Genomic DNA, 13,544 nt, shown 5'->3' on the forward strand with positions numbered 1-13,544 from the left:
CGGGGCGTAAGAGACACCACATTCTTCTTATATAGAGTAATGAAACTGTATGCTTAAAAACTTTACCCCCCAAACTTTCGGTATGATCCCTACACTATTATTAAGCTTAATAAGGCAGATATCATTGTATCCACATACTATTTCTCATCTACATATCCCGATCAGGAACCCGATAACATTATACCTCTAGCTAGGTCTCTGTGAAGTTACAATTGCTTAACGATAACAAATGCAGCTCGGCATTCATTAGTAATCATTGCTGGATTATATTGTAGCAATGCCATTATTCTACTCGGAATTTCATTATTAAAAACTCTGTGGTTGCAGAATATCGATTGAAAAACAACGAAGATAAAAATTTAAGCAATCGTTTGTGTAGATTAAGCAAACGATTGCTTTCAAGTTTCATTTTTTATTTAGAAAAAAGTGTTATATTATTGTTATAGAGATTAAGTTCTTTAAATAGAACCAACTATAAAATCCGATCCAAAAGGATTTTTTCTATTGACTGTTTAGTTTGTTTTAAAATAGGTGATTTTTTAGAGGGACCAATTGGTCCCTTTAAATTTATATGAACTTTAAATTATGGATTCTAGAAGAGATTTTCTTAAAAAAGCCGGAATATTGTCATCGCTGGCTGTTTCACTCCCTACTTTGGTCAATGCCAATACGGCAGCCGCGTCGTTTAATATGTCTGGCTATGCAGCTCCAAAAATCGATAAAGTCAGAGTAGCGGTGATAGGACTGGGTATGCGCGGTCCTGGTGCTGTTGAACGCTTGTCCTTTATTGAGGGATGCGAAATTGTCGCACTTTGTGACAAGCATCCAGACCGGGTGGAGCGCGCAACAAAAATTGTTACATCGAAAGGTCTAGCAGCTCCTAAAACGTATTCAGGTGAAGATGGCTGGAAATCCTTGTTGAAAGAAGAGAAGCTTGATCTGGTCTATATTTGTACGCCTTGGGATTATCATACTCCGATGAGTATTGCGGCGATGAAAGCGGGTAATCACGTGGCTTGTGAAGTCCCGATCGCCTTGACAATCAAGGATTGTTGGGATGTGGTAAAAACATCCGAGGCAACTAAAAAGCATTGTATGATGCTGGAGAACTGCTGTTATGATTTCTTCGAAATGCTGACATTGAATATGGTGCGCCAAGGCTTGTTTGGCGAGCTCGTTCACGCCGAAGGTGCTTATATTCACGATTTGCTTGATCTTAACTTTGCAAAAAATGGCTATGATAACATGTGGCGCCTAAGAGAAAATATAAAACTAAATGGAAATCTGTACCCTACACATGGACTTGGACCTGTGGCACAATGCTTAAATATCAATAGAGGGGATAAAATGGATCATCTTGTGGCGATGTCTTCCAGTGATTTTATGATGGGAGAGAAAGCGAAAGAGTTAGCCGCTAAGGATTCTTTTTTTCAGGAATTTGTAGGAAAGAAATACCGTGGTAATATGAATACAACGCTTATCCGTACGGCCAAAGGGAAAACGATTATGTTGCAGCATGATGTTACTTCTCCTAGACCTTATTCTAGGCTACATACACTGAGTGGTACCAAAGGGTTTGCACAAAAGTACCCTACGGAGAATATTGCTTTTGGTCATGAATTCATTACAGAACAGAAATTGAAGGAACTGTATGATAAATACACCCCAGAATTGGTAAAATATATTGGTGAGCAGGCAAAGCAGGTCGGTGGACACGGTGGGATGGATTTTATGATGGACTGGCGTCTAATTGATTGTTTGCGCAATGGATTACCTTTGGATCAGGATGTCTATGACGCTGCTTCATGGAGTTGTATCGTACCGTTGAGTTTCGAATCTGTCGAAAAGAACTGTAAAACAGTTGATGTCCCGGATTTCACAAAAGGTGCATGGAAAAATAATACGCCGGTAGAAATCACGTTAAAAGGTGGCGGAAATACGCCTATCCGTTCGAGATCAGCGAAAAAAGAAAATATAGAATTGGGCGTATAGCCCTCCTTTATAAAATGACTTATTGAAGGGGAACTTTTTATTGTTCCCCTTTTATGTTTATCTTTAATTATGTTATTCAATCTGACTCTAATTACCTGTTTATCGTTATTTTCCACCAAGGATACACTTTCCTGTTGTGTTGGGGAAAATATACCTACGCGCGCTGGTATGATAAAATCCCAAATTGCCCAGCTAAAAAGCAAGAATGCGGACAAAATGATATTGGTCGAAGGGGGCAAATTTCTAATGGGAAGTTCAAATTTTGAAGATAGTAAGCCCCTACATCAGGTTGAACTAAATTCATTTTATATGGATGAACATGAGGTCACAAATGCACAGTTTGCGCAGTTTGTAAAGGAGACGGGTTATGTAACTGTTGCTGAGCGGGAGTTGGATCCGAAAGATTTTCCGGGAGTGGATCCCAAGATGTTAGTCCCGGGATCGGCTGTGTTCTCTAAGCCCAAAGAACTTAATTCATTAAATAATTACCTGATGTGGTGGGAGTATGTCCCTGGTGCAAACTGGCAACATCCCGAGGGACCGAATAGCTCAATAAAGGACAAAATGAATTATCCCGTTGTTCAGGTTGCCTATGAAGATGCTGCAGCTTATGCGAAATGGGCAGGCAAGAGATTGCCTACGGAAGCGGAATGGGAATATGCGGCTAGGGGACGTAATGATGCAAACGACGACTTGTATTATTGGGGAAAGGACTTGAAGCCTAATGGTAAATGGACCGCAAATATTTATCAGGGAAAATTTCCTGTGCAAGATTCAAAGGAAGATGGGTTTGAGGGGGCTGCACCTGTAAAATCATTTCAGACAAATGCGTTGGGACTGTATGATATGGAAGGGAATGTGTGGGAATGGTGTGCTGATTTTTATAGGCCCGATTACTATCAGCATAGTACAACAGTGAATCCCAAAGGACCACAGGATTCTTATGATCCGCAGGAGCCAAACCTTGAAAAACGCGTTCAACGGGGCGGGTCATTTCTTTGCAACGATCAATATTGTGAAAGGTATAAAGCCGGAAGCAGAGGAAAAGGGGAGGTCAACAGTCCTACAAATAATGTTGGATTTCGCTGTGTGAAAGATATCAAATAGAAAAGGCTTGCATTTGCAAGCCTTTTCTATTTGATTGATATGCCTTATTGTGCATTCAAAAACATTGATTTTTGATTGTACAATTCTCTGAAATAAGGATCGTGAAGATCTTTGATAAAGCGAATTGCTTCACCAGTTGATTTCATTTCAGGGCCTAATTGCTTGTCTACTTCAGGGAATTTATTGAAAGAGAATACAGGTTCTTTAATCGCGTAACCCTGTAATTTACGTTCAATCGTAAAGTCTTTCAATTTATTGACACCCAACATGACTTTAGTTGCGATATTGATGTAAGGAACATCATAAGCTTTAGCGATAAAAGGAACTGTACGTGATGCACGTGGATTAGCCTCGATAACATACACATTTTCACCTTTGACAGCAAACTGAATGTTTAATAAACCTCTTACGTTCAATGCTTTTGCTAGTTTAATAGAATATTCTTCCATTTTGTCCTGAACAGCTTGTGATAGGCCAAATGGAGGTAATACCGCCGATGAGTCACCAGAGTGGATACCTGCAGGCTCGATATGTTCCATCATACCAATGATGTGTACATCTTCACCATCACAGATCGAATCTGATTCAGCTTCTTCTGCACGATCCAGGAAGTGGTCAATCAGAATATGATTTCCAGGAAGATTTTTCAATAAGTTAACGACAGCTTTTTCTAAATCTTCGTCATTTATGACAATACTCATTCCTTGTCCGCCCAATACGTAAGAAGGACGCACCAATACTGGGTAGCCAACTTCGTTTGCAACTTGTAATGCTTCTTCTGCTGAAGTTGCTACACCGTATCTTGGATATGGAATTTCCAATTCTTTCAATAAATCGGAGAAACGGCCACGGTCTTCCGCCAAGTCCATATTCTCAAATGAAGTACCGATGATTTTTACGCCAAGTTGCTCTAGACGCTCAGCCATTTTAAGAGCTGTTTGTCCACCCAACTGAACGATAACACCTTCGGGTTTTTCTAATTCGATGATCTCACGTACGTGCTCCCAGAATACGGGCTCGAAGTATAATTTATCAGCCATATTGAAGTCTGTCGATACAGTCTCCGGGTTACAGTTAACCATAATCGCTTCGTAACCACATTCTTTAGCAGCTAATAAACCATGTACACAAGAGTAGTCGAACTCGATACCTTGACCGATACGGTTTGGACCAGAACCTAAAACGATGATTTTCTTTCTATCTGAAGAGATGGATTCGTTCTCTTCTTCGAATGTCGAATAGTAATAAGGTGTTTGTGCCGGGAATTCTGCAGCACAAGTATCGACCATTTTGTAAACACGGTTGATCCCTAACTCCTTACGACGATCGTACACTTGATCCTCGGTTACATTTCCTAATAACCATGCAATTTGTACATCTGAATAACCTTTTTGTTTTAAGGTCATGAAGAAGTCGCGCGGGATATTATTCAATTGATAACGACGTAATTCTTGCTCAAGGTGTACCAACTCTTGGATCTGTACCAAGAACCATTTGTCGATACGTGTTGCCTTACGGATCGATTCCAAAGGAACGCCTAATTCGAAAGCATCTTTGATATGGAATAAGCGGTCACCACTTGGATGTTCGAGACTATCCATGATTTCGTCAAGGTTTCTCCATTGACGACCATCAGCACCTAAACCAGCGCGGCCAGTCTCCAAGGATTGACATGCTTTCTGTAAAGCTTCGATAAATGTACGGCCGATTGCCATTACTTCACCTACCGCTTTCATCTGTAGACCTAATTCCTTGTTTGCTCCTTTGAATTTATCGAAGTTGAAACGAGGGATCTTAACAATCACATAATCCAATGTTGGTTCAAAATATGCGGATGTTGTCTTTGTGATCTGATTTTGTAATTCATCTAAGTTGTAACCGATCGCCAGTTTAGCTGCAATCTTCGCAATTGGATAACCCGTTGCTTTCGATGCTAAAGCGGAAGAGCGTGATACACGTGGATTGATTTCGATGGCGATGATCTCTTCGTTTTCTGGGTTTACAGAGAACTGAACGTTACAACCACCCGCAAATGTACCAATTGAACGCATCATCAGGATAGCCTGATTACGCATATCTTGATAACATTTGTCTGATAATGTCATGCCTGGTGCAACAGTGATCGAGTCTCCAGTGTGGATACCCATTGGATCAAAGTTTTCAATAGTACAGATGATGATAACATTGTCATTGGTATCGCGAAGTAATTCCAACTCAAATTCTTTCCAGCCCAATACAGCTTGTTCAACCAAAACTTCATGTGTTGGTGATGCATGTAAACCTCTATTTAAGGCTGCGTCAAAATCTTCTTTTCTGTGAACAAATCCACCTCCTGTACCTGCAAGGGTATAAGATGGACGTATAACAAGCGGATAGCCAATCTCTTGTGCCGCTTCTTTACCTTCAAGGAATGAGTTTGCAATTTTGGATGTTGCAACGCCCACACCGATATCAACCATTAATTGACGGAATTCTTCGCGGTTTTCAGTTTTTTCAATGGCAGCAACATCAACACCGATAACTTTTACATTGTATTTTTCCCAAAGGCCTAGGTTGGAAGCTTCGATACATAAGTTCAAAGCCGTTTGGCCACCCATGGTAGGAAGTACAGCGTCAATGTTGTGTTTTTGCAAAATTTCTTCAATACTTTCGCAAGTTAATGGAAGTAAGTAGACATTGTCCGCAACAACTTTGTCCGTCATGATTGTTGCAGGGTTTGAGTTGATGATGGATACTTCAATACCTTCTTCTTTCAATGAAAGGGATGCTTGAGATCCAGAATAATCAAATTCACAAGCTTGACCGATAACGATGGGACCTGATCCGATGATTAAAACCGACTTAATGGAAGTGTTTCTTGGCATTATATCTAGTTCAAAAAATTAAATTTCCTATTGTAAATCTGAGCAAAGACAATCAAAAATAGCTCATGGGGAAGGGTCATTCCGACTGCTTTGTCGGAGTGCAAAGTTACATTTTAAATTTTGAAAATTAAGTATTTATTTTAATAATATTTCAAAATTAAATGCCGTTTATTGGAAAAGTAGTCCTGAAAAACAAAAACGAGTATAGAACCTTCATGATTTTAGAGCTATTGGTGCTGTGAAATCATGAAGGTTGTTGTTTTCCGATAACAGTGAGTTTTGAACTCATTGATGCTTTAATGAGAAACCACAAGTCAATAAAACATGCAGGTTTAGAAAACTGTCCAGATGTGTTTAATAAACGATGATTTCGTCTGTAAACAAGTAACCTTTTTTAGGATTGCTGGCTTTGATCTTTATATAACGCGCCTGCTGTGCTTTGTCAAGTTTGAGTTCAAACCTTTTGAAAGTCAACTTGGACTCTTTATCGGATATATCATTTTTGATTGTTCCTACCGATCTGAAGGTACGGCCATTATCCGAAAGCAGGACTTCCATTTCTCCGGGCATGTAAACGCCCGGGCCAATCATCTGCATAAAATTCATGGCTACCTGGTGTATTTCTTCTCTACGTTCCATATCCACGACCACATCAATCGGACTGGTGAATCCTTGCCATTGGCCATCGTGATAGGAAAGACCACCCATGATTCCATTTGTTAAGGTAGAATCTTTTTGTGCTGGATATCCCGACCATGCTGTGTTGTACGTTACTTTTTTTCCGATAACGCGATGAATGTCAATATCAAAGGATAGGGTTGGACCAATTTTGATAGAATCTAGAAAATAAGCCGCATTGATATGGCCTGTCGAGCTGAGTTCAAATGGTCCGGTATACGGCGTAGACTGGATTGTAGGCTCACTGCCATCAATGGTATATCGGATCTGATCTGTTTTTAGTTGCTCGGTTGTCAGCATAATTTTATTGTTGTTTTTAGCTGCATTGTAGGTGGCCGTATAAGCGACATTAAAGGAAGGACGGTAATAATTGACGTTCAGATCTTGTAAAAGCTTATAATGAGATTGCAGTCTTCGACGAAAGTCAGTCCAGCTTTTCCCATCTTTATTGGTCCAATTGACCTCTGCTAAAGCCAATGCACGTGGGAATACCATATACTCAAGGTGTTCGGTGGTAGGAACATATTCTGTCCATATATTCGCTTGTGCTCCGAGAATATGCTTGGCTTTATCTCCTTGAATGGCCGCTGGAATAGGATCATATGAATACACCTTATCCAGTGTCAGGTAACCGCCGATGGCCTCAGGCTGTGTCCGAGGGTCTGTCTGATAAGAATCAAAATAGAGGTGTGAACCGGGAGTCATGATGACATCATGGCCTGCATTTGCGGCCTTTATGCCGCCATCTTCACCGCGCCAGCTCATGACGGTAGCTCCTTCGGTAAGTCCCCCTTGTAGGATTTCGTCCCAACCGATCAGTTTTCTACCCTTAGATTGCAGGTATTGATCCATTTGTCTGATGGCATAGCTCTGCAGTTCGTCGACAGATTTCAGTCCTTCTTTCTGCATGAGTGCCTGATCTTTTGGACAGGTTTCCCAATGCTTTTTCTCAGCTTCGTCACCGCCGATATGAATGTACTGGGAAGGGAATATTGTGAGGACTTCATCCAATACATTTTTTAGAAATTCAAAGGTTTTTTCATTGCCGATGCAGAATTCTCCCTGACTATAGGGCTTTCCGGAACAGGAGAGTTCGGGATATACGGCCAATACTTCTTCCGAATGTCCGGGCATTTCTATTTCGGGAATAACATTGATTCCTTTGCGGGCAGCATAATCGACCAATTCGCGGGCCTCTTCCTGTGTATAGAATCCACCGCTGGCATTTGGCGTACCTTTTTCTACATACTGACGACCATTGTTCCACCAATCTTTCCAGCTCGTATGTGTTCGCCAGGCCGCTTTTTGTGTTAACTCTGGGTACTTTTTAATCTCCAGTCGCCACCCCGCTCCGTCGGTTAAATGCCAATGAAAGTTATTGAACTTATAGATGGCCATGATGTCGATATACTTTTTTACAAAGGATAGTGGCATAAAATGACGCGATACATCCAGGTGTAAGCCACGATAGGCAAAGCGAGGCTCATCGACTATAGTCGCATAGGCTACTTTACTTGGATCGGCTTGTAGATAGCCTAATTGAACCAGCGTGTAAATCCCATTGATCACCTGAGGTACATTCCAAGCCCTGAGTAGCAGGCCTTTTTCATCGATTTGAATGGAATAGGCGTTCTTACTCAGATTATCTGCATCGACAGCTTTAATAATGCGAAAGCCTTCTTTAGGGCCTTTTTTATTTTTCTTGAGTACTTCGACAGTGAGGCTTTTGATGGCGGGGTGTTCAGTAAGTAACTGTGTCGCCTCCTGAAATTCATCTGAAACAATAACCTGAAGATGTGCAGGGATAGCGTATGTTCCAGTAGCCAAGGTGATTTTCGAAGGTTTGGGTATAATGTCAAAGTTGGTTTGGGCTTGTGCTGTAAAAATGGTTGCACCCCCAAGTAACAACATGGATAAAGATCGGCTCAGTCGCATAGTTTTGTTATTAGATTAATGATAATCAACACAAATATCCTAATTTTTGTTTCATAATTCTATTATTGACGGCAATCGCTCATTTTTTATGATATAAAACCAACAAATTGACGGTTAGAAATTACATTTTTAATCCTTAACTTTGTTGTATGATTGAACTTCCAGTTATTCCGGCAACTCCTGCACAACGCAAGCCTGATTGGTTGCGTGTCAAATTGCCTGTTGGTAAAGAGTATAGACATGTCAGAAGTCTTGTAGACGAGCATAAATTACATACAATTTGTGAGAGTGGAAATTGCCCGAATATGGGCGAATGTTGGGGGGCTGGAACGGCAACCTTCATGATTTTGGGAAATATCTGTACACGTTCTTGCTCATTTTGTGCGGTAGCAACAGGCCGTCCGTTGGCGGTGGATCTGGATGAACCTAATCGTGTTGCCAATTCTGTTAAGTTAATGCAGGTAAAACATTGTGTGATCACTTCGGTGGATCGTGATGACCTAAAAGATGGTGGTTCGATAATATGGGCGGAGACAATAAATGCCATCCGAAGGGAAAGTCCTGAAACAACCTTAGAAACACTTTTGCCAGATTTTAAAGGACAATGGGATAATTTGGACCGCGTGATTGCAGTACGTCCCGAGGTTGTTTCGCACAACCTTGAAACTGTACGTCGTTTGACAAGAGAAGTTCGCGTTCAAGCTAAATATGATCGTTCACTTGAGTGTCTGCGTCGAATTTCTGAAGCTGGACTCCGTACAAAATCAGGAATTATGCTTGGTTTAGGGGAAACAGAGGAAGATGTTATCGAGGCAATGCAAGATTTATATAACGTTGGGGTACATATTTTGACACTGGGGCAATATTTACAGCCTACCAAAGCTCACCATCCTGTAATCGAGTGGATTACACCTGCACAATTTGAGAAATATCAGAAAATTGGTTTGGAAATGGGATTCAAGTATGTGGAGTCTGGACCGCTGGTTCGTTCTTCTTACCATGCAGAGAAACATTTATTTGATATGCAATAGAAAACATTTCTAAGTTTTTTAACAAAGAATATTTTTCGCAAGATATAAAAAGAAGCCTGGGTGATTTTTTTGCTCAGGCTTCTTTTTTCTATTTTTTTTTAAATGAAACGGTTTGCCTCTAGGGGTTGAAAAACTTATTACTCTTGTTCATCATCGATAATCTGCTAAAATAGCGAGATTTCAATTGGAAGAGATTGGTCTATGGGCACAACAATAGACGAGCACTAGAAAACGTAATTGTTTCTTTCCGATGGTTCGAGTCTTAAAGGTTGAAAACTGTACGAAGTAAAATTGTTCTCCCGCGAAGTTCAAATTCATTCTGTGAAATCATATTGGCCGTCATCAGGTAGGTGCGATAGTTTTTGATATTGGCCAAATTATTCATTTCCAATTCGATATCCATTTTCCACTTGTTGATCTTATAGCGCGTAAAAAAGTCGATGAAGGTATAACTTGCATTCTTCATGTTTGTTTGAAAGGTGGAAAGATTACGTAGGTTTAGCCGCATAAAGCCATTTTTAAAGGGACTGGCTGGAAAGCCTATGTTATGCATCATGGTGGTAGTTTTGTTTTGGATCGCATTGTCAAGGCCCTGTTGTTTGCTCTGGCTCCAATTGAATAGTCCTGAATAGGAAATATTATAAGATTTAAATACCTTAGCTTCAATACTGGGCTGAAATAGATAGCTCATACTTCGAGTAGGCACTAGCGCATTGTTTAACAATTGATTGTATTTGAAGTAAGAAATGCTTCCTTTTAGTTTGAGGGTACTTGCCAAAGGGAAGATGTATTTATCAAATCCGATCTGAGATGACCATCGATCTTGCAGGTTATCCATATTGACCAATATGTTTTCGGTGATGTTATTTTTTATAACGGACGATAACATCGTGTTGGAAAGCGATCTTGTATAGCTAATACCTGCATTTGCAAATAATACTTTTAGGGTGCGGGCCAAATTATAATTGAGATTAAACGTATGTTTTTTGGATTCATTTAGCGCTGCATTATTTTGGCTAAGCATTCTATAGTTCCGTAATACGGCACCACGGTATATATCTTCAATATTGCCTATATCCTGCGCAAATTGATAGTTAAATTGAAGATAGTCTTCTTGTGAAATCTGCCATCTTGCTTTTAAATTAGGATTGATCAGCATGGAATTTTTGGACGTGGCCAGTTGATGGCTGACATCTTCATAATGCGTAAACAAATAGGTGATCGGGATCTCGAGCTGGGTTTCAAATCGATTTGTTTTCCAGGAATATTGCGGTGTAATAAACGCTTGGGATCTGCTCCAATACAGATTATTACGGGTATTATCGCCCAATGTTCGAACACGTTGCTCATTATCTACTATGGTAAGGAGTGAGTTGAAATGTTGGCGATCTGTATTGAAGCCAATTTGATAATATTGTTTGATTCTGCCTTTATTGAAGCGATAACCTGTACTGATCTCCGTAAAAAAGGAAGGAACTTCGATTTGCTGGCGGCTGCTTTTATAGGGAATGCTATCGTTGAGTATTTCTGGAAAAACACCGGGATAGATCTGTAATGTCTGCGGTTTATTGCCATAATTTAAAGACCAGTTGATTGCAATAATGTCATTGTTTTTAAGTTGGGGTATATAGCTGAACAAGTTGCTGAATCCCTTGATGTGGTGTTTTTGGAACTGCTCGATCTGCCCTGAGGAGTTTGCCAGCAACGCTGTAATATCTTTTTTTTCATATTCAAATGATAAAGTATTGCTCGCATATTTCTTTTCCGTATTGGTAGATGCCGAAAGTCTGGCTGCGCCAAGCCAACGCGCTGTTTTCATGTGATTTTGCTCATTAAAATAAACGTCACCATCATCGAGCAGGTATTGCGTGTTTGAGGCATTATTTTGCCTATCGTTGTCGTATAAAACCTGAATATTGGATTTTAGCTGCCAGAGATTCTTGAGGTTGTATAGGTTATTGGTGTTCAGTGAACCGGTATTGTTGAAGTAATAATTGTTTTTAGGAATATTTGGACTGCCTGTTGTGCTCGTCGCCAGGAGATTGTTGATAGTCGAGCTGCCGAACTTGGCCAGTAAAGAGGATTGATTGGCTCCAATAATATCTCCGGAAAGATCATGACCTGTATTATTCCCGTTGAGAACATTCAGCATCTTTACTTTCTTGTTGAATAGGATTGAATTCAATTCAGGATCATAGAGATTGGGGGTGCCGACGCCAATTTTGGCCTGTCCAGTGAGCTTCAGCTTAGCTTCCTCTTTGATAACGAGATTGATGGCGACGTCGTCTGTAAATCTTTTATTTTTAAGGACCTTATAATGTTCGTGATTGTCGAGCACCTGAATGTCCTTTACCATTTTATGCGGGATTGTCCGTGTACCTACACCATAGCGATTTTCCAACAGATCGTCACCGTCAATGTAAAGTTTAGAAACGGTTTTATCCTGGTATTTTATAAGCCCCGATTCGGTAACTTCCATGCCCGGAAGGCGTTTGATTACGTCGCCTATATTGCGATCCTCCTCTTTGGCAAAAGATCCGACGTCGTAGGAAATCGTATCATTTGAACGGCTCACTTTAGGTTTGCTCTTTACAATGACGTCTTGTAGCAGATTGGTTTTTGGAACGAGGGCGATCCGAAGATTGGATGTCTGTGTGCCAAGTTTGAGTTCAAATTTTTCGTAAGTAAGGTGATTGATCTGCAGGTAAAGGCTCGCATATTCCTTTGTCAATGTGATTGTGAAACGCCCATCTTTATCTGTCGGCTTGAAAGCGATGATTTTACCGTCTGAAAGGATGTTGACACTGGCAAAGGGTACGGGATGCTGTGTCTTATCCACTTGGACCGTTCCACTAATCGTTTGCTGGGCAAAGGTTATTTGCCCAAGCAAAACGACTATAAATAAACATAGAAATACTTTCATTAAGGCGTCAGCTCTATCGGATTATTGGTAACCTTCGAAGGTTTGTATTTATCGTCTCTTGAAATATTGAAACTTTTTATTTTGGATGGATCCAAAGCACCAATAGGGGAGCTTCCACCTGAATTACCGGATCGAACGGCAACGATGTTTCCGTTTGAGCCTACATTGATGGCTCTATTCTTTCCGGATTGCGCTTGCATGTAGGCTTGAGGATTGGCCTTAAAGGCTTCCTGAATTTTCTTTACTTCATCTGCCGTACTTGCGATGGTATTTTGTGGCAGTTCGACAAATGTTTTTCCATCTTCAATTTTATCGAATCCGGCGTAAGCAAAAATCACTTCATTTTTTGTGTCCCGTGCGTCAAGGATAAGTCCGGGTAGACCATGAAGTTTCCAGGGACCATAGGAAAATGGAAGTTCGGTTGTAAACCAGGCGATATAGGTGCGGCCTTTGAATGTTGCCTTCGCATTTTGGCAATTGTAACCACCGATTTCTTTACGATCTCCCAAGATTTCCCAATCCTGTGTGGGATATGGTGAAGTAATGGAGAAATGGTCACTAGCAACGGATATTACCTCTGTTATTTTATTTTGATCGGGGTTGATTAGATAAGATGATGATGAGGGCGAAGAGCGCGTAGTAAGGGTTAGATTGCCGGAAAATGCGGGATCTTCCATCTGTTTTTTGACCTCTTCCTGCATGCGTTTGGATGAATATGACGTATAGTAGCTGCCCTGCTGATTCAGGTAAACCACTGTTTCATCGCGTAAAAATTGGTCCCGTTGGGTACTGTCATTGACATGTTTGAATTCGTAATGTACTTTAGCGATGGCAGGAGTACGCTCTTGTGCAAATAATAGCTGCGTGGCCACAGACAGTAGGATTGATAATGAATATTTCATAAATATATGTTTATATCGTAAATATACGAAACATTCGTAATTATAAAAATTTATTTGAACTTTTCGTTATTATCCTCCCTAGGGTTGTGCTAATGCAGGTTAAGAAAGGTTT

7 protein-coding genes are annotated in these 13,544 nt (G+C 40.5%); 3 read left to right on the forward strand and 4 right to left on the reverse strand.

From position 1 onward, the window contains the following. Positions 1-585 precede the first annotated feature (585 nt). Together BGP15_RS21725 and BGP15_RS21730 are read left to right on the forward strand one after the other, a co-directional pair. On the forward strand, positions 586-1,992 hold the full coding sequence (locus tag BGP15_RS21725) for a Gfo/Idh/MocA family protein (protein ID WP_286770724.1): 1,407 nt from the start codon (positions 586-588) through the stop codon (positions 1,990-1,992). A gap of 168 nt (positions 1,993-2,160) precedes the next feature. After that, positions 2,161-3,099 carry a formylglycine-generating enzyme family protein gene (locus tag BGP15_RS21730; RefSeq protein ID WP_286770725.1) on the forward strand — a complete coding sequence of 313 codons (939 nt, stop codon included), beginning with the start codon at positions 2,161-2,163 and terminating at the stop codon, positions 3,097-3,099. Positions 3,100-3,143: 44 nt separating this feature from the next. Here the strand turns inward: BGP15_RS21730 and carB are convergent, their stop codons facing one another. After that, on the reverse strand, positions 3,144-5,963 hold the full coding sequence (carB, locus tag BGP15_RS21735) for a carbamoyl-phosphate synthase large subunit (protein ID WP_046672295.1): 2,820 nt from the start codon (positions 5,961-5,963) through the stop codon (positions 3,144-3,146). A 354-nt stretch (positions 5,964-6,317) separates the two neighbouring features. Further along, positions 6,318-8,576 (reverse strand): beta-N-acetylhexosaminidase, encoded by a 2,259-nt coding sequence (locus BGP15_RS21740; RefSeq protein ID WP_286770726.1) that lies wholly within the window; start codon positions 8,574-8,576, stop codon positions 6,318-6,320. Positions 8,577-8,725: 149 nt separating this feature from the next. Here BGP15_RS21740 and lipA point away from each other — a divergent pair, with 149 nt between their 5' ends. Further along, positions 8,726-9,607: a lipoyl synthase gene (gene lipA / locus BGP15_RS21745; protein WP_046672297.1), complete on the forward strand. Its 882-nt coding sequence runs from the start codon at positions 8,726-8,728 to the stop codon at positions 9,605-9,607. A 262-nt stretch (positions 9,608-9,869) separates the two neighbouring features. Here the strand turns inward: lipA and BGP15_RS21750 are convergent, their stop codons facing one another. Together BGP15_RS21750 and BGP15_RS21755 are read right to left on the reverse strand one after the other, a co-directional pair. Then, positions 9,870-12,530: a peptidase associated/transthyretin-like domain-containing protein gene (locus BGP15_RS21750; RefSeq protein ID WP_286770727.1), complete on the reverse strand. Its 2,661-nt coding sequence runs from the start codon at positions 12,528-12,530 to the stop codon at positions 9,870-9,872. Further along, on the reverse strand, positions 12,530-13,432 hold the full coding sequence (locus tag BGP15_RS21755) for a GLPGLI family protein (RefSeq protein ID WP_070563257.1): 903 nt from the start codon (positions 13,430-13,432) through the stop codon (positions 12,530-12,532). The genes BGP15_RS21750 and BGP15_RS21755 overlap by 1 nt, the downstream gene beginning before the upstream one ends. Positions 13,433-13,544 lie beyond the last annotated feature (112 nt).

Source organism: Sphingobacterium sp. 40-24, assembly GCF_001899705.1.
Lineage (GTDB): Bacteria > Bacteroidota > Bacteroidia > Sphingobacteriales > Sphingobacteriaceae > Sphingobacterium > Sphingobacterium multivorum.